Raw genomic sequence first — 26,455 nt, 5'->3', positions numbered from 1 at the left:
CTTGGGTATTGTTGATATCACGGTTGGTGGTATGGTAATCCTCCCATAAATAACCGAAGTTAAAAGCAGAGGTTAAGCAGCCATTAGAGGTGGCTTTCCTTTGTTAGCTTGATGTGGTCTTTCATGGTTGTAATGCCACAACCAGTTTGTTGCATAATCTTGTACTTCATCCAAAGTATCAAATAAATGCTTGCTCAGCCAACTATAACGTATGGTCCGATTATAGCGTTCAATATACGCATTCTGCTGTGGCTTACCCGGTTGAATATATTCAATACGAATACCATGCTCAGTAGCCCAGCGCACAAATTCGTGACTGATAAATTCGGGACCATTATCGCATCGGATCACTAACGGTTTTTCTCTCCACTCCAGCAATTGATTCAACGTACGAATAACCCTGATTGTGGGCAATGAGAACCCTGCTTCAATGGCTAGGCCTTCGCGGCGGTAATCATCAATCACATTCAATAATCGAAACTTGCGACCATCGGAAAGCTGATCATGCATAAAATCTAATGACCAAACCTGATTTTCTCGGATTGGTTCTTTCAATGGTTCAGGCGCATGCCGTTTTAGTCTTCTTCTCGGTTTAATACGCAGATTCAGTGCCAACTCACAGTAAATGCGGTAAACCCGCTTGTGATTCCAGCAGCAACTCTCAACATGCCGTAAATACGAGAAGCACAAACCAAAGCCCCAATCGGAATTTTCCTCAGTGAGTTCAATGAGCTGTTCAGCAATGAGTGCATTGTCATCGCTGAGTTTGGCTTGATAGCGGTAGCAGGTTTCACTAATGCCAAATGCTTTACAAGCCAAACGAATACTAATGGCATGCTGGGCAACTGCCTGTTGTGCCATCTTACGCTGGCAAGATGGCTTTACCACTTTTTTGCCATCGCTTCCTGGATGATTTCGGCCTTTAATCGCTCTTCCGCATACATCTTTTTAAGTCTGGTATTTTCGGCTTCTAGCTCTTTCAGTCGAGCCATTAATGATGTATCCATACCACCATATTTGGCACGCCATTTATAAAAGGTAGCATTACTCATGCCGTGTACACGGCAAAGGGTCGCTACAGGTGTGCCAGATTCTGCCTGTTTCAAGATGGACATGATCTGACTATCAGTAAATTTAGATGTTTTCATGCAGAATCTCCTGCTCGTATCTTAAGAGAAAATTCTACTTTTAGATCCTATTATTTTTAGGGGGGATTACCGTATCTTTCACATTCGTCACAGTACCTTGACCTAAGGTTGCCTTGGTCAGTTGTTCTGTTTCTTGCCCGCTGCTATTGATACCAATGGTCGTTGAACCTTTTGGAGCTGTAGAAGCTTCTTTAGTTCCCTTTTGTGGAATACCAATACTGGTCGATACATTAATTTCAAAAATTAAAATCCTTTAACGTCTTTCCTTTTTCATCCAATAATTTATATACAAAATCAGGTTCAATTTTTAAAAATAACTCAATAACATCATGAATTTTCCAACCATGTATTTCTGGATGATCAATGATTGAAATTAAATGTTCTTTTAAAAATGGAATATATTCTTTGAAGTCCTCATCGATTATTAAACCAAATAAAGAATCTATTCCAAAAGGTTGAGTATTAGCAAGCTCTATTATTTTGACAATATATGGAAACAATTTTTTTCTTGTTAAGGTACCTAGACCATGGTCAGATTTATCAGCCCAATAACGAATAAATGCTCTAAGAACATGTTGCAATGTATCATCATAACCATTTAGCCTATGATCAATAAAACCATTTAATTTATTGTTTTCAAATAATGCAGTTAAAGCATTAAAACCATAATCATCTCCCCAAAATGTCAACAATTTAGCAGCTTGGAATACAATATAGTCATCCGAATTTGTTAATAATTCTCTTAACTGTTCTATACGGCTAACTGAAATATCTTCAGCATCTAAGTCCTCTGCTATATCTGTATAATTGACACTATCAGGAATCTCATTTAATAAGTCTATAATCTTCTGTTCCAACTCTATACTCCTTACAAACTATTTCTTTATGTATTCTGATGGAACACAACCTTTGATTAAGCATTCCCCATCTCTAATAGCATGATTCAAATCTTTATTTGCATCTCTTAATTTATCTCGATTTTTTTTACTAGGATTACGATCATATTTCGCCTGAGCTGCATCGACTTTAGATTGTAATTCCTTTCTAACTTCGGTATGTGTCACAATCTGACTACCAGAAATCTTACCTGCATCAATATCTTCCTGCAATCGCTTCGTATCAATCTTAATTTGCTCACCACCATAATTTTTAGAATCAATAGCTATTGCTGGATCACTTGTTGAAATGTATGGTGTATTCTCAGAATTACCACCTCTAATATGAGATTGAACAGATCCTGTTCCTTCAGGGTTTGCAGCAACCAAATCACCTTTGTCATTTATGTAAGCTTTTGGTTTACCTTTATAATTTTCTGTAGCAGAAAAATCATGATCATTACGAGTAACATAATCAGGAACAGTAGGTTTTACTGATATTTCATCACTATTTTTAGCTTTTCCTTTCCCTGAAATTAGTGTCTCAGCAGCTATACCAACAATAAAAGTAGCACCTAGCTTTGCATTTTGCAGTGATTCCGCATAATTAAGACTTCGTTGAAAATCATCATCGCTTAGTCCAAGCTGTTTCAACTCACTAATTTTTTCAGACCGACTCCAATCATCATATAGACCATCTGAAAGTCCGTAGAGTGATTTTACTAAATGATCTGATACCGCATTTGTAGCATAATCAATATATTCTCCACTAAATTGATTAACTATATATCCTGCTGTTGCTTTTACAGGCCCTCCTAACAACACGCTAGCAGCAAGTTGTATTTTTTCAATGTCAACACCACTATCTACAGAAATTTTTTCTATATTTTTACTAATTTCTGCTGCCGCATGTAAAAATTTAAAACCTAGTAAATCCGTTTCTTTTACAGCAAGAGAACTATCTGTATTTTCAGCTAATATACTAATTAAGGAGTTTGAGTTGACTATTGGTTGCTCTTTAGAGAGCTCAGAATTAAGAATCTGTTCAATGCCACTACCATTCTGACTCAAAATATCTAATTGTTCTTGGACAGCAGATAATTTTTGAATTGCATACCAATAATTATCTGTATCTATAATCTTTTCGACCTCTTTAATTTCAAGACCATTTTTCAATAGCTCCCCTGCAACTTGCTGCCCATATTCCTCTAAACCCTCAAAATCTGCTGGTAAACTATAAAGTTTTGCTTGTATATTATTTAAACTTTGTAAAGCCTTCTCTTTATATTCTCCCTCAGGCATTTGCTTCACAATATTTTCAGCACTTTGACGGAAATTTTCAGGTAATTCCTTCTGCTCTTGAATAATCTCCGCCCGTCCACTCTTACTCAGTAAACGCTGATCAACCGTCACAGAACCATCCAGCATGCCCGTCACTTGGTCACGAGTAATTTCTTGCGTATTATTAATGTCCCGATTGGTGCTGTCTGAGGCATTTGCAACAGTCCCTTGACCCATCGTTGCCTTAGTCAATTGTTCTGTTTCTTGTCCACTGCTGTTAAGGCCAATGGTGGTTGAACCGTTTGGATATTTGGATTTTTCTCCATCTTTGTTGTTCGTGGTTTTGCCTATCGTCGTTGATACATTAAAACCACTGCTACTGTTGTAGTTATGATCTTCTATGTCTTTCAGCGCAAGTTCGCCTGAATAGTTCAGCTTACCGTGATCCGTTAATGTGCCGTCTTCATTCTTCGTCGCATTGGCAATCACACCACCAATACTGGTAATATTTTTAACACCCATCGCATCTAGATCAGCATCGTTCTGCGCATTGCCAATCAGCAGCTTACTAGTGTCATTTACCCATGCACTGTCAATGCTGCCCTTACTTTGGTTATAGCCAGCGCTGATATTGCTGGCTTTACCGTTAGAACCAAAACCTAAGCCAATATTTCCGCCTTTGCTGCTATTACTGCTAGTCTCTGTATCCTGCAAGCTTTCTACATGGATCTGATTTACTTGTAGATTACCTCGGTCAGCGATAGAAACCTCACCGCCCTGAATATTCAGTTTGTCTATTGCACCTTCAGTACGATTCAGCACAACTTCACTATTTACGTGGGTGAGGCTTTCGTTTTGTGATTGGCTGGTTTGCTTGCCTATTGAAGCACTGCCGCCACCGCCATAGGTATAGCTCACACTTTGGCTATTGGTTTTACTATTGCTGTCCTGTTTACTATGCTCGACGCCTGCAGTCACATTGAGGTCTTTGCTGCCATCAAAGGTCGTGGTGCCTGTTGCATTCACTCGGCTGCCTTGGATATTGATGTCTTGGCCTTCTGATTTAAGCTGAAGGTTATTTAAATCTAAGTTGCTACCTTGCCATTGGCTTTGTTCTGTATTCGTGGTCGTCGTAGTTTCAATCCTTTCACCATTGGCACCAATAGTAAAGCCATAGGTTGCACTGCTTGCAGCCGCAGATGCGGCTGCTGCCCCTACAGCAATCTGTGCACTTGCCACATTGGCCGTTGCCATTGCGACATTGGCTTTGCTGTCATCTAAGGCTCCTTTGGTAATTCGACCCGCTGCATAGTCACGTTGTGCTTGGCTATAATCATCTTTAGCTTTAGATAAGGCTTTAGTTGCATCTGCAACAGCTTCTACCGCTAAGATTGCATCTAAATAGGCATTGCGAATGCCGACTTCTGTACTGATGGTTTCAGTATGAGTCTTTTCTTCTGTGGTGGTTTTATTTTCATAACCGCCTATGTTAAGATTTCCTCGACCATGATCAATGATCGTATCACCTGTCGCTGTGATATTTTGGCCGAGGATATCTACACCTTCTGCACCTTGAATTGTTAAATTTTCAGTATTGATATTGCCTGACTTATGCGTTGTGGCTGTAGTTTTAACGGTATTCTCTGCGTCTTCAAGTACAAAGCCGCCCACTCGAATGCTGTCTTTATTCAGCTTAACCCCAAGACCTTGTACCGTTTCTTTGCTGTTTGACGTAACAGTTTTGTGTTGTTCTTCTGCTGCATCGAGCGTGACTTTTTTGCCCGCTAAGACCGTGTTCTGTGCATCAATGTTGCTACTGGTCAGTGTCGTTTGACCTGCTGAACCCACATAGACATTATTGGCACCAAGATCGGTCCCTGTTTGTGTTCTTTGCTCAGTCCGTGTGCTCGATGATTCTCCGATCGTGATCTTCGGTGCTTTTAATCCCGGAGCTAAAGCCTCAATACCCGCTAAGCCAACAGCAGTCACTTTCATTAAGTCTTTGGCAATGCCACGATAACCTTTTTGGGTTTCATCCCATTGCTGATCATTGGTTTCTAATGTCGTCAGACTGACATTTTCGGGCAGGGCATTACCATCTTTGGATTTTAAACTGCCATCCGCTTGGCGTTCGAATTGTTTATTGCCAATATAAATATTGTCTTGAGCTTGTATATCATTGGCTTGCAGCTCGATATTTTTACCGGCATTGATATCAACATTTTTGCCAGCTTTGAGCTGTGTTTGTGCAACATCTTCGTCGATATATCCTGATTGACGGTTTTTAAATTGAATTGTATTTTTCTTGGCTGTTTCCGTGCTCTTTATATCAGTATCAATATCTGACAAAAGTTTTACATTGCCTTGGTTTGCCGTAATTTGAATGCTGTCTTTCGCACCAGCTTGCAGGTGCGTGGCTTGAATATCTCCTGTTTGGCTATTGATCAGGATATTGCCACCCGATTGGATGTCGGTTGCAATCGATTGACTGGTCGAAGATTGGATTTTTTTATCTGTTGTAGAGAAGCCACCTTTTTCTTGGGCTGCAAGCTGAGAACTGCGTTCATCTCGTCCATTTTCGATCAAGACATTTTGTCCAGCATCAATCACTACATTGCCCGACGTACTGTTCAAGGTGCTGGCTTTAATCTGAGTATTGGCACCACTTTGCAGGGAAATATTTCCTTTCGCCTGAATCTGCGTCCCTACATCTCGACTCGAAGCATTCAGAATCTGATCCTTGTCACCTGCTGAGCTTAAATCACTGCGACTGACATTCACCGTAGAAAGATTCAGGTCTTGTCCCGCTTGGATCGCAATGCTACCTTGGCTTTGTAGATCTGATGCAGTCAGATTGATATTATTCTTGGCATTGGCAACCAGCTGACCATCCGCATCTTGTACATACAGCCCAGCAACACGGCCAATGTTTTCAGCGCTAAATTCACTTAAACCGTGCTTATTTTCAGTTTTAATCGTCGTGGTGATGTTGTTAATGTCTCGGCCCGCATCAAGGGCAAGGATTTGATTGGCGGTCATTGTCCCACCAATATTATTGATATCGGTGTGTGCTGTCGCAAAGACATCTCGACCTTGTATTAAGCCACCCACGTTATTAATGTTATTGGCTTCAAGACTCACCAATTGGCGTCCAGCAATACTGCCTTGGTTGTTTAAATCCCCACTCAGTTTTAAATTGACCGTCTCGCCTGCAATCAAGGCACCTTTGTTGTTTAAGTCCCCCGACTGTACCGCAACATACACTTTCGGTACCAAGACTTGGATTTTTTCGCCATCAACGGTAATGGTTTCTGTCACCAGCCACACCATATCACTGGTCAATCGAGCAATCTGTGCTTCTGAGAGCTTCACTCCAACACTTAAATTAAGATCTTTGGCAGCACTTACCCCAGAATCCATCAAGGCTTTGAATTGATCCTCGAAGTTCGTATAACCATCTAAATAAACTTGACCCGTCAGTTGTGCAATTTGGTCATTGACCAGTTTTTGCTCGTAATAACCATCCCCTAAACGTTTTTGCATATTTTGTGGGTTGGTCGCGAACATTTGCAGCATGTAATCACTGCCTAACCAATTTTTATAATTGGTAAAGGCATCGCTGCTTTCAATCAAAGGGCGGTTATTATTTTCTTTATTAACGCTGTATAAGGATTGCAGCGGTAAGCTGAGTTCTGAGGTATCACCATTTAATGTGCCTTGGTGAGCACCATCATATTTCACCACATCAAGTTTTATTGGCGTTACGATATCAGCTGGATTATAGGGTTTAACACTGTTCCACTTACTTCGTTTACTTGTACCTAATGTATTCCAACCTACATAGTGATACTGTGATGTCCCCGTTTTAATCACACGATGCTCACCCTCAGCATCAATATTATTCACTTCATTTTGTTCAATATTAATGCCTTTCGTCGCTAGAATTTGGCTCTTGTCATTGGTCAGGCTTTGGCCTTTTAGCGTCAGTGTGCCACCTGAAATAATCTCCGCTGGTGCACTGGAATCCACATAGTGTTGGGTTTCGTACTGGTTGTAGATATATCGGGTATAGTCTTCATATTTTTGACCATCCAGATAAATGCTGTCATAACTGCCACGACCTGTAATATGCGATGAATCAAGAATTTCAGCGCTTCCAGCACCTTGATAAGCGGTCACATCTTTGCGGGTTTCTGGTATTTCTTTGACACTTGAACTGAAATGCAAATTTCGGTTGGTCAAAATATCCACGCCTAAGTACATATCACCCACGGATTGAATACGTGCACTGGCATTGTCTAATAATGCGGCAGAGCCTTCTGCCATATGGTTTGCATTGAGTTGTCCACCAACAGTCAGCGCACCTTCGCTGGCAATTAAGGCTTGTTCTCGGTTTTCAATTTTTCCGCCTGCAATATCTAAGCGTTGACGTGCCGCAATCGTGCCTGCTTTGACATCGCCATTGGTTTGCTGTTCTGCATTGAGAAGATGCGCGGCTTGCAGGGCAATATGGTCACCATAGATTTGACCTGTACCCACGTTTTGGATGCCTTGACTGGCATCAATACGAGTTAAACCTTGGCTATTAATGAGGCCGGTATTGTTGACGTTTTCAGCCTGAATGCGTTGATCGCCTAGACTTAATATCTTGCCATTATTGTTTAAATCTTTTGCTTGAAGATTTAAACTCGCTGGGGTGCTATCGACTTTATTTTCTGCAACTACTGCACCGCTATTTTGCAGCTCGCCATTGGCACTGATTTTAATATGCCCGGCTGAAGCAAACACTTGCCCTGCATTGTTAATCCCAACCCCTTGTTCGGTACTGATTAAACTGATTTTGCCCGCATACATTCCGCCTAAGTGACTGGTATCAATGGCAAACTGTGGCACAGTGCCTGCCAACCCCGAAGCCGCCTGTATCGCACCAGCCTGCGGATTAACTTCAATATCATTTTGTCCAGCAACCACCGTCAATTCTTTAGCCCAAATCCCCGCATTGATCTGTGCAGCACGGCTGAGTAACTGGGTATAGTCGGCTTTACTGGCATCCAAGCCCTGACCTGTGATGTTAATCACCCCGTCACGGACTTGATAACCTGTCACTTGTCCATTTTGAATATTCGGATTGGCGGTACTTAAAGTCACCCCACCTGCATTGATAAAACCGCCACCATCGACATTAATCCCAGCTTGGTTGGCAATGATCACATCTGCTTTACGTCCACCGACCTCTACATAGCCATTTAAGTGACTTGGATTGCTGCCGTTCACCTGATTAACAATGACTTTGGCTTCACCGCCTGCAAGCCACGGATTGGCTTGGATATAACCCCCAAGCTGCGTTTGAGTATTTTGGCGGCTGTTATTTAAAATGACACCGTTCTGATTCACATCAAATTGCTGGTAGTGATTCACCGATACCCCAGCTTTGCTTGGGGTTTGAATATTCACCTGCGTTGTGCCATTGGCACTGTTCAATATCGTTGGACGCTGATTGCCTGCCGCATTCGAGTCTGCAACAACATTGCTGTGCGATACACCAATAGATGCATTGATCAGGGCAGTGCCTGTAATCAGCATCAATGAAAATGAAAGAACTTTTAAAGCTAAACTTTTTTCAGAAGCAACGACTGGTGTTTCAAGATCAACCGCTTTATTATTCTGTGTTGAGGCTTGTCCTGCAGCTGCGACATTTTCTGCAACAGCAATCATTTCACCACGGGTTTGACTAAAAATCGTTTTATAGCAGTTCTTATTCATTTTTCAATTACCAATGTGTCTTTATTTGGGAGATTTTTTCGCTTTAATACTACGAGCTCATTTTTTAGTTTGTACTTTTCTTTAGATCAGAATGAATAACTGGCACTAAAACCATAATTCAAATCATAATTTTGGAAATATTCAGGCTTCTTGATTGGTTTACCGATAAATATATCGTAGTAAAAAGTGCCACCCACCTTAAATTGACCACGTAGCCCCATCGCACCACCCACAAGGGTTTTACCTAAAAGCCATTGGGCAGATTGACCATCAACATGCCCAGCATCCAAGGCCATATAGAATTGATGTGCGGGAAAAATAGACATGGCTAAATCATTGCGCCAGTAGAAGCCACGGTCTGCTGCTAGGGTTAGGTCACCATCAAAACCGCGTACTGTATACCTTCCACCAATGGAAAGCCGGTCTTGGATGGTCAGCGGGGTGTCATTGTATTGCGCTCTAAAGGCACTTGAGTAGCTATATTGCTGGTTCTCAAATTGGAACGGAACATTCAGATTGGCATCTAGCGTCCAGATCTTCATCCGTGATGTACCTTCGTTCAGCGCTTCCTCAACTGCTGGTAATGAATCGAATGCACCTGTGCCTCGCTTATACCCTAGACTCAAATCCAGCACTGCAAATTGAATATATTCACGATGATCAAGGTTTAACTGCCAACCCGCAACATCTCTGCGCTGTATGGTCAGTTCGGCATCATCAATATAGCTTTTAGATTCTCGATGCCAGCCTTTCAAGGTCGCTGAGGTTTTACGCTTGGCATCCCGATAAAGCAATCGGGTCAAGCCTAAGTCTTGAGTCTGACTTTCTCCATTATAGTTATAGACATTATTGGTGCCTGCAACAGCTTGGTCATAATTGTATCGACTCGCATTGGCGCTGATCAGCCAGTTTTTATAAGGGACTGAATAATGAAGGGCATAGTTATGGGTTCCGCTCTTCACAGTGGTTCCATTTTGATCCGTAATCTCTTGCTGATCTGCTAAGTTACGGCCCATGGTGACGTAAAATAAGTCACTTCTAAATAAAGGGTTATCGACTGAAACGGTGATGTTACCTTGGTATTTACCGGTTTGACGACTACCGGCATCATCAGCACTTAAGGTCACGCGAATTGGAATTTTTCGCTGTTTCCATTTGACGATAACATCACTTTGATTGGGCGCATCTGCAGGAATAATTTGAATATCAGCTTCCGCTGTAGGCAGTCTTTTTAAGTTTTCTAAGCCTTGCTCTAAGTCACGTAAATTGAGAATATCGCCACTCTTCATTGGAAAGATATTTTTGGCATATTGAATTCGGCCTGCTCGGGTATTTTCCTCATCACTTAAATCGAGTTTGATTTCTCGAACTAATCCCGGAATGACGGTGAGTTTTAATACGCCTGTACTTAAGTTTTGAGGTGCAGCCAATATTCGTGTCGTAGTAAAGCCTCGGCCAATGATGATGTTCTGCGTTTGCGTCATCAACAGATTAATTCGCTGCTCACCCATGCATAAACCTGGAGTAAAACTTAAATCTTTTAACGCTTGTTGCACATATTGATCAAAATGCTTACTCATTTCGCCATCAAGTTCAACTGTCTTGATTTCAAAACAATTCTGATCTTCAAGGTCGGTAAGTTGTACAGCTTCTTTTTTTTGGATGACATCTAAATTAACATCACGTTCTGGTTGTATAATTTTTTCTAGTTCTGCTTGGCGCTGCTGGTTTCGAATCAAACCATCTATCGCTGGATCAAATGTTTCTGCAAATGCAAAAGGAGTAACAACAAAACCACCCAAAGTAAGCAAAATACTTTTTAATACTATATTTTTTTTGAACATAAATTTATTGCATGTTAAATTTTGCGCAGAAATTAACAAATAATGACCAAATATTCAATGGTATTTTATTTTTCAATTTCTCCCATTAGATTGTACCCCTCAATAGACACTTAACTTTCATTCTGCAGGACACCTTCACTTGCCACATGTGTCGTTGATAGCCAATCTGACCATTGTTCTTGATATAACTGTACCATATGAGCACTTGGCTGTTTTTTCGTAAGCGTCCGCTGAACACACCTTATGAATTCATCCTATAAGCCTTAATTTAGTCCCCACTTAAAAACAAGTGGGGACTTAAATTTATGACGACAAATAATCAGACATCCATCGCATCTCTAGCGAAAAAACGAAGAACATACAGTGCTGAATTTAAACAGCAGATCGTTCAGGCTTGTAAAGCACCTGACGTTTCAATTGCTTCGGTCGCTTTGCAACATGGATTGAATGCAAATCTTGTATCCAAATGGATTCGCTTATTTGATGGTAAACCAAAGAATGATCGCTCACCACCACCGAATAAACCTGCATTTATTGCCTTATCCTGCTCTGCACCATTAGATCCTATTTCTACTAATATGTTAACGGTTCAAATTGCTTTACCTCACTCAAAAGCAGAAATTGGCTTTGTGATACGGGTCTGATTTTTCTTGATAAGCTGTGGCTCAAATTTACCCTCACGATCTCTAGGGGTATCTAGTTCAAACTCACCATCATCAGTCAGTAGACGCTTCGTTGTGTAACCATTGCGAGCATTTTTACCTGTTCGTGGACTATTCTTTTCGTAACCTAAATGGTCGGTGAGTTCCGCATTAAGGGCAGTTTCAACAGTCAATTTCTTTAAAGCCCGACTAAAATTATTGAGATCGAGTTCGGTTTTTAGGTTCTTGGCTAACTCTTTAGCGAGTGCCAACATTGCTTCATCTTTCATGGTAAACACCTTTTGTTTGACCCCAACAACGTTGGGGGAGTTTAAGCGTTTACATAGTTTTATTTACAGTCTCAACAAATCCGAAAACAAGGCATCACCATTGCTCATCTAAGGAGTAGACCCAGATACGATATTAGGCATATTTAGGTTTTTTGTCGTGTACAGAGTCAAAAAAGATAGAATCTGGATTTTTATTACATTTACTATCCGTATACTTCAACAGCAGCTTTGAATGTTTCACTTAACCTTAAACTTTTTTTAAAATTAAATATATTTACATATACGTTCTAAAATTTGATATAATTTATTAAAACTTTAGATTCCAAGTGTAAATAATGAGAAGCGCTAATATTCGACGTGATGGCTACTTAAAATTTCTGAATACATGGCAAGACCGTGATGTCATTAAAGTACTTTCAGGTGTGCGTCGCTCTGGAAAATCCACCTTATTGGCAATGTTTCAACAAATCCTAAAAGCACAGGGTGTACAAGCCGAAAACATCATTGCCATCAACTTCGAATTTATGGAATTTGAAGAACTCACCGATTACCGTAAACTACATGATTATGTATTGTCCAAAGTTGATAAAAGTAAAAAAAACTATGTTTTCTTAGATGAAATACAACATGTTACAAATTTTGAGAAAGTAGTCGACTCTTTATATGTTCGGGATTATATCGATTTATATATTACAGGCTCAAATGCATTCTTTCTAAGTGGAGAACTTGCGACTTTACTTACAGGACGCTATATCGAGCAACATGTTCTACCTCTGTCATTCCAAGAATTTAAACAGTGGCATATTGAAAATAATCCGATCATCCAACAATTATCAAATCGTGATTTGTATGCCATGTATACGCGCAGTAGTTTCCCTTATACGCTTGCCATGACTAGCCAGCAGGAAACTTATGATTACTTGCAAGCAGTCTATGCCAGTGTAATGTTTAAAGATGTTATTCCCCGTTTGAATACTGCCGATATTAACTCTCTCGAGCGTGTCGCAAGATATTTGGCAAGCGTGACAGGCTCACCTATTTCCATCAATAAAATTAAAAATACCTTTGTTTCAAGTGGGGTTAAAATTTCATTTGAAACAGTAAAACGCTATATTCAGGGCTTACAGGACAGTTTGTTATTTTATAGTGCCGCACAATTTAAAGTACGCGGGCGTGAGTTATTACAATCCTCTGAAAAATACTATTTAGTTGATGTCGGATTGCGCCGGATTATGTTGCCTGATGCTAATGCTGATCAAGGTCATATCTTAGAAAATGTGATTTATCTTGAGCTTGTCAGACGAGGTTATACGGTCTATGTAGGGCGGGTTGATGAATATGAAATTGATTTTGTTGCTGTCGATACTTTACAGAATTTAACTTATTATCAGGTGGCATTAGAAACGCTCAATGAGGAGACACTCAGCCGAGAGTTACGTCCATTACAGAAAATTTCTGATTCGTATCCCAAGTATTTGCTTACCTTAGACACGATAGGGACTGAAGCGAATTATAATGGTATTGTAAAAATGAGTGCTCTCGATTGGTTGCTATCTGAAAATAAGTAAAGTTGAGGGTAGACATGGATACACTTATTTATTAATTAAAACTCAAAGACTTTTCAGCATTAACCAAGAGTGTGATCAAGCATAATTTCTGCTCCATTTGTGATGGATTGATTTACCTCGACTCGATTTCTATCTGATTAAGATGTATGGTCCGCTTGCATCATGTGAGGACAGGAAAAGGCGAAACGGCTACTTTTTGCATGTGATTAGATAGTTACGGCTGTTATAATCCGTTACTTAACGGGGGATTAATATGTTTAAAAATTTATTACTGAGTTTATTTGTGGCTGTTCCACGGCTTTGTTGCATAAAGATTTTGTAAGCTTCTGATTTAAATAGGTTTGTATGAATTTCAACCTAAAAATTAATGAACAAAATCAGTTGGTTATGTATTTATGCAACAAAGCCTATGTTAGAATATTTTTTTATCGATAGTCCAACATTAAAATTTCGTCTATCTGCGGGCTCAAAGAAACGATTATTACTATCATTGACAATCACGGAACCCACATAGTTTCGATCTAATAAATTATCTAGTCGTGCATAAGTATTTACTTTCCAGTCTTTATTGACCCACAAATAGCCAACATTTGCCGCAACGACCGTATAACTTGGTGCAGTATCAGAGTTGATATCATCGACATAAATCTTGTCCATATAACGTGCTTCTAAGCCTGCCTGAAATCCCTGCTCAGGTTGCCATGCCAAGCCTACAAAAGCTTGATTCTTGGCAATACCTGGAATATATGTTCCTTTTTGTATCAGCGGTTTGGTTGTGGTCGCTGGAATATCAGCATCAAAAGTCGCATCTAAATAACTATAACTGGTTCGAATATTGAGTGCTTGCCAGAGCTGTTTTTGCCACGATAACTCTAAGCCTTCACGTAAGGTTTTTTCTGCATTACGAAATGTGCTTCGCCCGCCATTGGCATCGTCAGGCACAATGTCATTTTTAGTTTCAGTATGAAATACAGCAAAAGTAAATAACCCTAAGGTATTCTGCGATTTTAAGCCAAGTTCTACGGTATCACTGGTCGCAGGTTTTAAATTAAAGTTAATGCCTGAAGTCCCTACTGTAAGATAGGCCATCTCGGTAAAGGTTGGTGTTTCGAAGCCTTTGCCATAGCTAGCATAAGTATAAAGCTCAGGTAATATATCCCAGCCTAAAGCGACAGTTGGAAGTAACTTTTGATAATCTGTTGAACCACTGTCATCACCATTGCCTGTGGTTTAGTCATGGTGCTGAAGCTATTTCTGATGTCTTAATTCTATTACCTGCAACACAGTACATTTAAGTTGATGATGCTACTAGCAATGTTTTAACTATTGGAAAATATTACAGTAATTTAAATTATTTGGGGGAATTTTCAATAAACATAAATTTCGACACGTCACATTGTGTCGTTAGTAAGTAGGATGATTCAATCACTTCAAACTTAGCATTGGTATAACCCTGCCCTATGAGACAGCTTCATAATAAGGCTGCTTATATCTAGAATACTGTGGCAGTTTAAAGTTTTATTTTAATTTTACCTCAAACCACATTTGATAAATAATGAAGAAAACCTAGATATAACCCCCACAAACTACTGATATTTTTAATTTGCTAAAATTTTACATTGATCATATTTCATTCATGTAATTGTCATTTTTGCTTCTTATGATGAAGCTTTTTAAACATGATGCTTCAAAAAAATGAAAAAAAAACCACTAACCTTAGCTTTATTAGCTTCGACAATTTTATTAACCGCATGTACTGATGATGGGGACAATGGTCAAAATGGATTGAATAGTTTGATTCAACAGACGCCTTTAGTACTTGGAAATGATGATTGCTGGAGTGCTGGAACACGTATTGAAAGTGGTTTGGATAAAAATCAAAATGGTGAGTTGGATGCGAATGAAATCCAGCAAAGCTCCATCCAGTGTGGTCCAAACTTATTTGCCCAAGGGGTTGCATTGCCTTACCAAAACTTAACAAGCTTTAAGGCGAATGGAACAACTATTGCGAGTGCATTTACACTTCGACAGGGTGGCTTTGGCTCTGATGTTGCTGCCCATCCTACGAACAATAAACAATTTTACGCAATCACAGATCGTGGCCCAAATGCTGACTATAATGATGGCGTGAATGGTGCTGGTAAGATTTTTCCAATGCCAGACTATATACCTAAAATTGGGTTGTTTGAGGTACAAGATGATGGCTCAATCAAACTCATCAAAACGATTTTATTAAAAGATCGTGATGGAAATAATATTAGTGGATTACCGAATACTGCTGCACTAGGTGGTACAGGCGAAACACCTTACGATATTCATGGCAAGGTCATCGCTAAAGATCCATCAAAGCCTTATGACCCAATAACGAACCCTATCAAACTTGATGATTACGGTCTCGATTCTGAAGGTTTGGCAGCATTGAATGATGGTACATTCTGGGTGAGTGATGAATATGGTCCTCACATTGTGCACTATGATGCCAATGGAAAAGAAATTGGTCGTATTAATCCTTTTGTAAATGATGTGCGCAATACCTTCACTTTACCGCAAGAATTTAGTTATCGTCGTGCCAACCGTGGTATGGAAGGTTTAACTATTACACCTGACCAAAAAACATTGGTTGGGATTATGCAATCGACAATGGACTTACCGACTAAAGCTGTTAATAAATCAACCTTAACACGTATTGTGACGATCAATCTTGAAACAGGAAAAGTTGCTCAGTATCTCTATCGTCAAGAAATTGATGCTAACTCAAACTCAGCTATTATTGCGATTAATGATCATGAGTTTTTAGTACTGGAACGTGATGGCAAATTCCTTAAAGACGATCCGAATATCATGAAACATGTTTATCGTATTGATCTGAAGGATGCTACCAATTTGGAGGATATCGCAACTCAGGGCGATCTAGTGCAAGATCCTAAACTTGGTTTAACGATTGCAGGTAAAACCCTCGAGCAATATTTCATCAATAACGATAAAAAATGGGAAGCATTACAAGCACTAAATATTCAGCCAGTAAGTAAAACATTGGTATTGGATATGGGTAAACGTGTAAGTTATGCGCATGACAAAATGGAAGGTCTATGGTTGATTAACCGACAAACTCTTGGCATTGTGAATGATGATGACATGGGTCTTTGGACAACCAATGGTTTAGAGCAAAAGTATTTGGATAATGTGGGCATGCGTGTCGATACACCTACCTTATATATTGCCGATAAGTTAAATCTTTTCAACCCATAACAATGAATGAAGCCCAAAAGCTAAAACTTTTGGGCTTTTTAAATTCAACTTTTGTCTAGAGAGAAAAATGAGAATAACTCAATCGGCTTTGATAACTTTCTTGGCAATTACAGTGCTACCATCGCTGAGCTATGCATCTCCCAAAGCCACATCTCGCGAATACAAAGTACTATTAGATCCCATAAATTTTAATTATGGAAATGAAGCAAGCAGCATAAATAGCTATTTTTCAGCGGTGAAAAATGCGATTGAAAATAAAATCAGTCGTGACGTAACTGGTGCTATGATCTTTGATACACAAAGAGAAATCCGCTTTTACGATACTCAAGGAAGCTGTACTTTAAAAAATATGGGATACAGCTTCAGAGAGCGTAATGAAAATGGTACAAAAGAAGTAACTTTAAAGTATCGTGGATATGACCATTATATTGCTGACTTCAAAGATTTGACTAGCAATGTATCAGGCGCAAAAACTAAGCTAGAAGATGACATTACTCGTAAAGATAACTTGAGTTTCCTTGTAGTTGCAAGCAAGTCAACAACCGTACCAACCTCGCGAACCATTAACGATTTTGAGGATATCAATATTCTATTTACTGGCTTCAAAAATGACTATAATTTTAATAATAGTCTAGCCCTGAATCAAGTTGGTGGTCTAACTATCTATGAACGAAAATATAGTGGTGCAACGATTGATTTAGGTGAATTCGATGCAGATTTAGAGTTAAGTTTATGGTATACCCTATTGCCTTACGGTAGTCTAAAACCTGTTTTAGCAGAAATTTCGTTTAAATATTCAGATCCCAATGCGAATTTCACAAGAAAAGTAGTTGATCGTGCTGCTTTAAGCTTCAGTGCTTTAAAAGGTTTAACCCAATATAATGCACCAACTTCGACAGCAACAAAGACTCAGTTTGTGTACCAATATCAATCAAATTTCTGCAATTAGCCTTCATACACATCTAGAAAATTTAACCTGATAGAAACAATAAAAAATGGGTAACTGTCAGATCAGGTTTGAGATACAAGTTATCCTTCTCTGCCCCAATTTCAAGCCCAATATTTAAAGCTTGGGCTGTTCTAAACACATTAATCACACAGCCTAAACCGAGTGAATAAATCGGCTGTCTTAATAGAACAACAACAGCACCTAGAATATGCTCAACTTCAGCCACAGTTTCAGGCTCGTATAGGTATTTTCCGTTCGCTTCTACGTGATTGTCAGTTTAGGACGCAAACTGGGGCTCATCCCGCCTGCACGTCCAACGCACAGCTTGGGGTATGAAGAATCACTCTATTGGTTCAGAGTATTGGCCTTCTTCGATGGCAAACGCAGCCGCATGTCGAAAAGGCCCATCAGGCGAAAATAGCAAGCCCCCCATTTGATCACTTACCGTGGCAGTTGGGACAATGGGGCAACACTTGATATGCCGAGCTTAAGAGGGTGAATAAGAGGGATGTGAACCGCCCCAAGGAATGGGGCAATTGGGGATGCGGTAACAACTCCTAACCGCATCAAGAATACCAAACTTGCAAAAGTCCCAAATTGGGACTAATATCTATTTATGAGAATTATCGCACTATCAACCTTAAAAACATTTTGGGAAGACAGCTCAGAATACATTGACGCTAAAGAGCCAACGTTAGCTTGGTATAGGCATGCATTAAACGCTGATTGGGGAGCACCGGCGGATGTGAAACAGGACTTTAGAAATGCCAGCATCCTCAAAGATGGGCGTGTCGTGTTTAACATTGCCGGTAATAAATACCGGTTAGTTGCTTGGATCAATTATGCGTACAAAGTGGTTTACATACGGTTTATCGGCAGCCATGCGCAATACGATAAAATTGATGTACAAACGATTTGAAGCCAAAAGGTAGTAACAAGAGGTAAATATAATGGACATCAGACCTATTAAAACAGATGCCGACTACCGCGCGGCATTAAACGACATCGAAAACCTAATGATGGCGGAGCCTGATACCGTCGAAGGCGAAAAGCTGGACATTTTGGTTACGTTAGTCGAGGCCTACGAAGCAAAGCATTTTCCAATGGATTTGCCAGACCCTGTTGAGGCAATAAAGTTTGAGATGGAGCGCAAAGGCTTAACCGTTAAAGATCTTGAACCCATGATAGGTAAAAGCAATCGTGTTTATGAAATCCTAAACCATAAGCGATCACTCACGCTAAAAATGATTTGGAAACTTCATGAAGGGTTAGGTATTCCAGCAGAGTCGCTGATCAAGCCACCGCAAGTTCGCGCTTTATAGTGCTGCGAATCAAAATTAGTTTGTTATGAATGACGCTCGCTACCCAAACATTTCTGCTATTGATAACAGGCTAGCTGAGCTTGAAAATGAAAAGCAGCAGCTTCTCGCATTAAGAGAGGCTTTGCGTAGCGCTCAAATCGAGCGTTCAGTACAGACATTCACGCCAGAACAAAAGGTCGCCTTATTCAGACAACGATTTCGTGGAAGAGAGGATATCTTTGCCAATCGTTGGCAAAATCAACAGGGGCGCAGTGGCTATTCCGTAGCCTGTGATAATGAGTGGGTAAGCGGGCTATGCAACAAACCCCGCATTAAATGCCAAGACTGTTCACACCGAAAGTTTAGCGAATTAAACGAGCACATTATTTACAGGCACCTTGCCGGTCATCAAGTGGTAGGTCTGTATCCACTACTTAAAGATAATTCGTGCTATTTGTTGGCAGCCGATTTTGACAAAGGCTGTTGGCAAGAAGAAGTCAAAGCAATGTCTAAAGTGTGCCAAGCGTTTGATATTCCGCACGCGATAGAAATCTCGCGTTCTGGCAACGGGGCTCACTTATGGATATTTTTTGAAACCAATATCCCAGCGAACCATGCTCGGGCACTGGGTTTCGCTTTGCTTGATAAAGCCATGGAAATATTTCCAAATCTATCGTTTGACTCCTATGACAGGCTCTTTCCTAACCAAGATGTACTTCCTGAAGGCGGGTTTGGCAATCTCATTGCGTTACCACTTCAAAAGGAGGCTCGCCTTTCAGGTCGTAGTTGCTTTGTTGACAGTGACCTGAATGCCATCGATGATCAATGGCGGTACCTTGCTGAGCTTAAAACGCTCACTCAGTCGAGTATTGACCAACTCATAACAACTATTTCACCCAACACCCTATTACTGTCCGAGCAAGGGCTAACAGACAACCGCCCTCCTTGGGAAATCACAGCCAAAGCCGCACCAATAAAATTAGAGTCTTTGCCGAAAAACGTGACCATTACCTTGGCCAACCATATCTACTTTTTGATGAGCGAGTTACCTGGGCCATTACTGGCCGGACTAAAGCGATTAGCTAGTTTTTCTAATCCTGTGTTTTTTAAAACACAAGCGTTGCGCTTTTCAACCCATGGCATTCCGAGGTTTATTTCCTGTGCTCGTATTGAAAACGGTTATCTAGCACTACCGCGAGGCTGCCTCGATGATGCGATTGCTTTGCTACAAGAGCAAAACATTTCGCCACTATTTGACGATAAGCGTGAAATTGGTAAACCATTATTAAAGCTTACCCCTGAGTTCACTTTGCGAAAGAACCAGCGTGACGCAGTGGCCGCAATATCTAAACATGACTTCGGTATTTTGCATGCGCCAACTGCATTTGGAAAAACGGTTACTGCCATTGCTATGATCGTAAAACGCAAAGTAAATACCCTCATACTGGTTCATAGCCGACAACTGCTCGACAATGGCAAGAGCGCTTACGCACGTTCCTACCCGAAGTAACCATTGGCAGTATAGGCGGAGGTAAAAGAAAGCCGAGTGGCATTATCGACATAGCCACCTACCAAAGTTTGGTTAATAAAAAAGACAATTCCATCACTCCTCTCATTCAAGACTACGGCCATATTATTGTTGACGAATGCCACCACCTATCTGCACCAAGGTTTGAAATGGTACTCAACGAGGTAAGAGCAAAATATGTATTGGGCCTTACAGCAACACCAGAGCGACAAGATGGTCATCAAAAGATCATTTTTATGGCGGCAGGGCCTATTCGCTACAAAGTGAAACAAAGCCCTGATGAGCAATTTACTCAAACCGTGATGATTCATCAGCTCTACGATGTACCAGCAGCAGAGCTTATAAAAACAGATGAGCGCCCCAAAATAAGCGATGCCTACCGCTGGCTCGTCAATAATGAGCAGCGCACTTCAAAAATCGTCTCAGACGCCTACGAGTGTGTTCAAAATGGCGGACACCCGTTAGTCCTTACAGAGCGTAGAGAGCACGCAGAATCCATACACTCACGACTTACCGAAATGGGTATAAGCACTGTCGTACTTAAAGGCGCCATGAAAGCTGCGGAACGCAAGAACGCTGACAATCATCTGCAATCGGCTCAAGTCGTCGTCGCAACAGGAAAATATGTAGGCGAAGGGTTTGACCTACCAAGACTGGATACGTTGTTTTTGGCCATGCCCATCTCATGGAAAGGAACATTGGCTCAATATGCCGGTCGTATTCATCGTGAATCGGAAGGCAAAACACAAGTCACTATTCACGACTATGTGGACTGCACTCTCCCTATGCTGCAACGCATGTTTAAAAAACGCGAGAAAAGCTACAAGGCTATGAGGTACGCCCTTGAGTACATTGATGACAACAGTAACAAGCAACCTTCATTGAAATTAGAAAACATCCCTTCACCAAATACCAAGCCAAAATAAACAGCAGCACTTCATTAAACACTTCCCCATGCCTTTACCCCCATACGCCAAAACTGAGCTAAATCAGCTGTGGTTTGTGCTCCACAATTGGAAATAAATTCAGCAATCTCTAAGTAGCTGGCACCTTGAGATTGTTCACCATCATAGTATTGAAGCTGTGTCATGGCCGACGAAAAATGCAGCCGCTTGTCACCGTCGCGGTCAAACCGTTTTGTTAAGAAGGTATGGTGCTGTGACGAAAATTGCCTCATCTCACTTGGAAACATGTCAACACCTGCCGCTAACGCCAATTCATAACAGACCATCTCCCACGCGCCCACATCATGGGTATCGTTTAAATTGGGAAACTTAGCAATCCACAAGTGGTCTTGTTCATCTGTGACACAAGCTTTGGGCCTTGCACCACCTAATGATGAGCCTGGAGAAATCAGCATTTTCAACCAGCGGTAATACTCGTCACTGTCGATGTTATCGTCTTTTTCAATCTGCATTGCTGCATGCTCTAGCTCTCGCAAAGAAGCCATTGGCGGCGCAGCAAATTCAGAATTGTCGTCCAAAAAAGCATTCGAGCCTGTTCGCTTAAATCGAATACCACCCATCCGGTAAGAGTCATTTACGCCCAGCAGGTAATCCAATTCGTTTAATCGACTTGTTGCTCGAATGCCTTTGCGCGCCTCAATCGCCGCACGCCGCTGCATTAAAATACGCCCCCATCTATCAGGCGATGAATCAAGAAATGCGCGGAAGCTTTTATCGACTTCATCGTTTTAGAGTACACCGGAGTGGAGGGTCAGGATGGGATCAATTTGCAAGCGATAGGCTGAGGTTAAAAATGCTTTATCGTAGGCAAAACTAAACACGCCACCTCGGCTTGAATCGCTGTAAGAAAGCAGCCCTATTAGCAAAGGTGCTTCAATTGGCTGCCAGTCGGCATAGACTTCAACGATTTCACGGCTCATCTTGAACCTTCCAGCAATTTTATGTTTTGCAGCTTGATACCCACTTCATCATGGGCGGCCATTTCTGCAAAGTTGCTTTCCATGCCAAGAACGGCCATCACCTTTAAGTAAGTGCCTATGGCAACGCCCGGATCACCGGCTAAGACTTAATTCACGGTTTTATGATCAAAACCAGTACGTTCACACAGTAGCTTTTTGGTAAAACCACGTCTTTTCATCGCCAACAGCAAGTCTTCACCAAACTGCGTCAGGATTTTACGCTGCTTTGGAAACAATATATTGTGTAAGTCACGCTTAGCCATATCACCAACCAAAGGGACTATATTCCCACTTTACTCAATATAATTGGATTTATATCCTACTTTTAGGTTTAGCTTGCGCGTTGGCCAAGGCGATGATGTGAATCCCTGAATGCCAAAGGTCATCAAATTACACTTTTATGCGCATAAAAATGTAAAATTCCGCACTTTTCTGCGCGTAAAAGTGTAGGCTGAGTTATACTACAGGCAGTTAACAGTCTTAATTGGCGGGAAATGACAATGCAGCGCAACTTACTAAACGCCCTAATAACATGGAAAAATCAACCGGTGCGCAAGCCATTATTGATCGATGGTGCAAGACAAACAGGTAAAACCTATCTGCTACAAGAGTTATTTGGGAATACCTTTGCCAACATCCTTCGTATCGACTTCCTTGAAAACCCTGCCTACAAAGAAGCGTTCGATGGCTCTCTGTCACCTGACGAGCTAGTAATGAATATTGAGTTGTTAACCAACCAAGCGTTCAACCCAGAAACCGATCTGCTGATATTAGATGAAATTGGCGAATGTGAACGTGCCGTTACCTCACTAAAGTACTTTGCTGAAAAAGCACCGTCCTATTTTGTCGCTGCCAGCGGCTCGAATATTGGTTTGCTCAACACCTTCCCTGTGGGCAAGGTAGAACAATACAATTTACGACCACTGACCTTCCAAGAATTTATTTACGCATCCAACGAGCAAGCGCTGATCAAAGCGTTTGATAGTCAAGCAAGCACACCGGCAGTACACACCAAATTGATGGACAAACTCACTGACTACTTTTTTACTGGTGGTATGCCGGAAGCCGTTTCTGCTTGGTATCAGTATAAGGATTCAAGCATTCTAGAGCGTGTTGAAAAAGTCACAAAAATTCATGCCGATTTAGTGGAAGGTTATCGCCGCGATTTTGGTAAGTACGCGGGCAAGGTCGACACCACACTGATTGAATCGGTATTTAATAGCATTCCAGCCCAGCTATCACTTGTCAGCGATGAGTCGGTTAAACGCTTTAAATTTAAGCATGTGCATGAGCGTAAATCTCGTTATAGCGATTTTGAAACCGCGATCCATTGGCTTAACTGCTGCCGCCTAGCTTTGCCAAACTACCCTATTGAAGGATTGCCGAAATCTCCGTTAGCGGCCTATAAAAAAGAAAATATGGTGAAACTGTTTTTGTTTGATGTGGGTCTGCTTAATCATATGCTCGGCAGCAGTTATAAAGAAATTAAGCAACAAAACTATGAATACAAAGGTTATGTGGCTGAAAACTTTGTGCAACAAGAGCTCACTGCCATTGGCGTTGACCCAAGCTATTCATGGAATGACGCCCGTGCCGAAATCGAATTTATTTTGGCGACCGATGAAGGCGATATCGTCCCTGTGGAGGTCAAAAGTGGTAAACGTACAAGAGCAAAATCGTTGGCATCCTACGTTGAAAAATGTACTCCAAGTAAAACCTTTAAGTTAACGGGTACACAAGGCTCATCCGCATTAGAGCAAACCAATATCGTGATGCCTTTGTATTTCACGCAGTATTTACCACAGAGATGGTAAAAGCGCGTTACTTAGACCCCGAGGTCTACACAAAGTGACTTCATAGGTAACAATTTGTAGACCTTTGGTGGGCTTACAACCTTTCAACCAACCCTCAATCGGTTTTTTGCTAACGTCATTTGGCCAGCCTATCGCCTCATCGTTTAAAGCAAATCACTCAAGCGATTTAACAGTGCTTTACGGCTATTATTCGCCACAACAAAGCGCTTAAAACGTTGTTCAAACGCCGCTTCATCAGCTTTGAACTGATAGGCCTCAAACAGCTGATGCAGATAGCGTGATGCCGCATCGTAACCACTGGCGCAAGTTCGATCCGCTTGCTCTTGTGATTGCTGCCAGTAGTGCTCACGTTGATTGTAGATATACGTCAACGCTTTTTCTTTTTCCGCTTTTTCGATAGCTAATTTTTTTGCGAGTGCTGCGGCTTGCTCTTGCTGTAATTGACTTTGCGCTTGCTCAATGAAAGGAGAAATGACGGCGGAAGTTAACCAGTATTGATAGATCTCGTCTGTGTTGACAGGTTCTTTTCGCGTCAGCGCTAAGGCTTGGTGACGGGTTAGCTGGCCTTGCTCAAACAACGTGCGTAATAGCGTGTCTTTCTCTGCTTGCGAGAGATTATGGATCCACGCATCAAGCGTAAGCTGAGTTTGTTTGGCTTGGTGACTGGGTTGTTCGCTCAGCACCATGGCGAGCGCCTTAACCAATGCTAAGGGAATATCATACAGCGCAGCAAACGACTGCTCCTCTTCCCTGAGGTGCTCAAAATCGAATTGAATTAACGGCACTCGCTCAACGCCATCATTAAAATCAAACGCTTTGAGCCACATTAAGTACACAAGGCGCCAATCCCCTTGCATTAACCCGCCGCGTAAAGCGGCTAAATGCTGGAAAAAGTCGTCAGCATGCTCATCGTCAAAATACTCATCACACTCCTCAAGGGAAAAAATCAGCAACTGCCACTCATCGTTTTCGTGAACATGAAGTCCATCACTTGAAAAGCCAAGTAACGCATCTGGAAGCGTTCCTGCTGGTAGCTTGATGTATACATCGATTGAGCCCCAATCGGCATAGTAAAAACCGATATCAAAGTATTTTAACATCAGCTCAAAAGGCTCGGCCTTTAGATCACTGTAGGTGTAATACACCTGAAAGGCCGTAGCGCTGATCTCGGCACGGCTTGAAATGGCTCTGAGTGCTTGACGTGCTTTAGCATCTAAATACCCATCCAGACGCTCAAATTTATAGTATTGAAATTCGCTCACGGTGACCTTGCTATTTATTTATTGTGAATTGAAAAGTTTGTTTTAACAAAGGCTGTACCTGAATCACTCTGGCGACTTGTTCAGCGTTTATATAACGTCTTGGGTCAATCGTTACAAATCCCCAAAACTGCAAAAATCGCTCAATAAATCGTGATTCGATGAGCATACTTAAGTTTCTTTCTGGCGAGAAGTAATCATCCGTAGGGAATACCAGCAATAGATTAGGGAAAGCTGTCATCACCTCTTTCACAAGCTGCTCCACACTGTTGTGGCTTTGAATACGCCACAGCATAAACAACCAAAAAGTGCGCAAGTCGACATCGTATTCGAAACTGTCCAAATAACCCCAGTTATATTTGCTGATAGCGGCCTCTAACATAGGTTTGAAAAAGGCCTGTATGCCTAGCGCTTGATACTGCTTTTGCGCTGATTTTTTTACATGGTAGCGGCCACTGCGCCGATAAATAATACCGCTAATTTCGGCAAGCACTCGGGTGTAGTGCAAGGCATTAAATTTGTCTTCATTGCTGCCCGAAAACTCGCTGATGCTTATACTACGTTCTAATTGAGCAACGGCAAACTCAGGCAATAACTCACTGGCCTGTTTAACCAACTTAGCCGGTAAGTTGCCTTTACTCGTGGCTTTGAAGGAGCCTTCTTGCGCCATGGCCTCATCAAGAATGAGGGCTAGATAACGCATTATTGGGCTGGCAGAAAGAGAGTCGGGAGTGCAAATTGTCACCCACTTTAATTCATCAAAAGGCGCATAAAGCCAATTGGCCATTTGCGTTGGCGTTACGCCACAAAAATCGGGATGAGGTTGATGATTGCGTTCTTGCACTTTGTGCTGCAAAGCGGCATTGAGTTCATCAAGACTCAAATTTGGGTTCATTGCCAGCATGGTTTCAACATCATCGAAGACTTGGGCATGTTGCTTGGAAACGCTGCTCATACAACAACGTTTAAATTTTTTACCACTGCCACAATGGCAAGGATCGTTTCGGCCGAGCTTCATTAC

At 41.3% G+C, this 26,455-nt stretch carries 15 protein-coding genes and 6 pseudogenes; 10 read left to right on the top strand and 11 right to left on the bottom strand.

All coding sequences use genetic code 11. The features are described 5' to 3' along the window. Nucleotides 1-72 precede the first annotated feature (72 nt). The 4 genes from FTU92_RS11860 to FTU92_RS11845 form a co-directional block, all read right to left on the bottom strand. Nucleotides 73-1,148, bottom strand: a protein-coding gene (locus tag FTU92_RS11860; protein ID WP_179991387.1) for an IS3 family transposase whose coding sequence is annotated in 2 segments (ribosomal slippage) — nt 73-896 and nt 896-1,148 — 1,077 coding nt in all. Because the reading frame shifts where the segments join, the coding sequence is not laid out codon by codon here. Nucleotides 1,149-1,384: 236 nt separating this feature from the next. Next, on the bottom strand, nt 1,385-2,005 hold the full coding sequence (locus FTU92_RS11855; protein WP_154320123.1) for a hypothetical protein: 621 nt from the start codon (nt 2,003-2,005) through the stop codon (nt 1,385-1,387). Between the two features lie 18 nt (nt 2,006-2,023). After that, nucleotides 2,024-9,067 (bottom strand): hemagglutinin repeat-containing protein, encoded by a 7,044-nt coding sequence (locus FTU92_RS11850; RefSeq protein ID WP_179989050.1) that lies wholly within the window; start codon nt 9,065-9,067, stop codon nt 2,024-2,026. Nucleotides 9,068-9,153: 86 nt separating this feature from the next. After that, complete coding sequence (locus FTU92_RS11845; protein WP_154320126.1) at nt 9,154-10,911, bottom strand: ShlB/FhaC/HecB family hemolysin secretion/activation protein; 1,758 nt, start codon at nt 10,909-10,911, stop codon at nt 9,154-9,156. A 305-nt stretch (nt 10,912-11,216) separates the two neighbouring features. Between FTU92_RS11845 and FTU92_RS11840 the strand changes: the two genes are divergently transcribed. Further along, nucleotides 11,217-11,555, top strand: a complete 339-nt coding sequence (locus FTU92_RS11840) for a transposase (protein ID WP_154320127.1) — start codon at nt 11,217-11,219, stop codon at nt 11,553-11,555. Here FTU92_RS11840 and FTU92_RS11835 read toward each other — a convergent pair. Continuing rightward, nucleotides 11,540-11,842: pseudogene (locus FTU92_RS11835) on the bottom strand (transposase); the annotation flags it as partial. The gene FTU92_RS11840 and the pseudogene FTU92_RS11835 overlap by 16 nt on opposite strands. 335 nt (nt 11,843-12,177) lie before the next feature. On the opposite strand from FTU92_RS11835, the gene FTU92_RS11830 reads away from it, so the two are divergent. Both FTU92_RS11830 and FTU92_RS14180 read left to right on the top strand, forming a co-directional pair. Further along, nucleotides 12,178-13,410, top strand: coding sequence for an ATP-binding protein (locus tag FTU92_RS11830; protein WP_094069408.1), 1,233 nt, complete (start codon nt 12,178-12,180; stop codon nt 13,408-13,410). Between the two features lie 38 nt (nt 13,411-13,448). Further along, nucleotides 13,449-13,535, top strand: a pseudogene (locus tag FTU92_RS14180) (HNH endonuclease); the annotation flags it as partial. Between the two features lie 268 nt (nt 13,536-13,803). On the opposite strand, the pseudogene FTU92_RS11825 reads toward FTU92_RS14180, so the two are convergent. Next, nucleotides 13,804-14,631 (bottom strand): annotated as a pseudogene (locus tag FTU92_RS11825) (TonB-dependent receptor domain-containing protein); the annotation flags it as partial. 474 nt (nt 14,632-15,105) lie between these two features. Here FTU92_RS11825 and FTU92_RS11820 point away from each other — a divergent pair. Together FTU92_RS11820 and FTU92_RS11815 are read left to right on the top strand one after the other, a co-directional pair. Then, a complete protein-coding gene (locus tag FTU92_RS11820) occupies nt 15,106-16,659 on the top strand; it encodes an esterase-like activity of phytase family protein (RefSeq protein WP_167846514.1) in 1,554 nt (517 codons plus the stop codon). 67 nt (nt 16,660-16,726) lie between these two features. Further along, on the top strand, nt 16,727-17,608 hold the full coding sequence (locus tag FTU92_RS11815) for a hypothetical protein (RefSeq protein ID WP_179989051.1): 882 nt from the start codon (nt 16,727-16,729) through the stop codon (nt 17,606-17,608). A 22-nt stretch (nt 17,609-17,630) separates the two neighbouring features. Here the strand turns inward: FTU92_RS11815 and FTU92_RS11810 are convergent, their stop codons facing one another. Continuing rightward, on the bottom strand, nt 17,631-17,834 hold the full coding sequence (locus FTU92_RS11810) for a hypothetical protein (RefSeq protein WP_094069354.1): 204 nt from the start codon (nt 17,832-17,834) through the stop codon (nt 17,631-17,633). Nucleotides 17,835-18,224: 390 nt separating this feature from the next. On the opposite strand from FTU92_RS11810, the gene FTU92_RS11805 reads away from it, so the two are divergent. From FTU92_RS11805 to FTU92_RS14110, 4 genes and pseudogenes are all read left to right on the top strand, one after another. Next, entirely contained in the window at nt 18,225-18,527 is a 303-nt protein-coding gene (locus tag FTU92_RS11805) for a type II toxin-antitoxin system HigB family toxin (RefSeq protein WP_154320130.1), read from the top strand. 31 nt (nt 18,528-18,558) lie between these two features. After that, nucleotides 18,559-18,930 carry a type II toxin-antitoxin system HigA family antitoxin gene (locus FTU92_RS11800; RefSeq protein WP_000354814.1) on the top strand — a complete coding sequence of 124 codons (372 nt, stop codon included), beginning with the start codon at nt 18,559-18,561 and terminating at the stop codon, nt 18,928-18,930. A gap of 25 nt (nt 18,931-18,955) precedes the next feature. Then, nucleotides 18,956-20,586: pseudogene (locus FTU92_RS14115) on the top strand (DEAD/DEAH box helicase family protein); the annotation flags it as partial. Further along, on the top strand, nt 20,587-21,363 hold the full coding sequence (locus FTU92_RS14110) for a DEAD/DEAH box helicase (RefSeq protein WP_257219781.1): 777 nt from the start codon (nt 20,587-20,589) through the stop codon (nt 21,361-21,363). 44 nt (nt 21,364-21,407) lie between these two features. Here FTU92_RS14110 and FTU92_RS11790 read toward each other — a convergent pair. Beyond that, nucleotides 21,408-22,322: pseudogene (locus FTU92_RS11790) on the bottom strand (type II toxin-antitoxin system HipA family toxin); the annotation flags it as partial. After that, nucleotides 22,319-22,624 (bottom strand): annotated as a pseudogene (locus FTU92_RS14175) (transcriptional regulator). The pseudogenes FTU92_RS11790 and FTU92_RS14175, both read right to left, overlap by 4 nt. A gap of 237 nt (nt 22,625-22,861) precedes the next feature. Between FTU92_RS14175 and FTU92_RS11780 the strand changes: the two are divergent. Further along, a complete protein-coding gene (locus tag FTU92_RS11780) occupies nt 22,862-24,175 on the top strand; it encodes an ATP-binding protein (RefSeq protein WP_070153175.1) in 1,314 nt (437 codons plus the stop codon). Between the two features lie 143 nt (nt 24,176-24,318). On the opposite strand, the gene FTU92_RS11775 is transcribed toward FTU92_RS11780, so the two are convergent. Next, a complete protein-coding gene (locus FTU92_RS11775) occupies nt 24,319-25,437 on the bottom strand; it encodes a hypothetical protein (RefSeq protein WP_179989052.1) in 1,119 nt (372 codons plus the stop codon). A 10-nt stretch (nt 25,438-25,447) separates the two neighbouring features. Further along, nucleotides 25,448-26,452 carry a YecA family protein gene (locus FTU92_RS11770; protein WP_070153169.1) on the bottom strand — a complete coding sequence of 335 codons (1,005 nt, stop codon included), beginning with the start codon at nt 26,450-26,452 and terminating at the stop codon, nt 25,448-25,450. Between the last annotated feature and the right edge of the window lie 3 nt (nt 26,453-26,455).

This window comes from Acinetobacter sp. YH12205, assembly GCF_013418125.1.
Lineage (GTDB): Bacteria > Pseudomonadota > Gammaproteobacteria > Pseudomonadales > Moraxellaceae > Acinetobacter > Acinetobacter towneri.
Note: the sequence above shows the minus strand (reverse complement) of the source record. Positions and strands in the feature narration are given on the sequence as shown.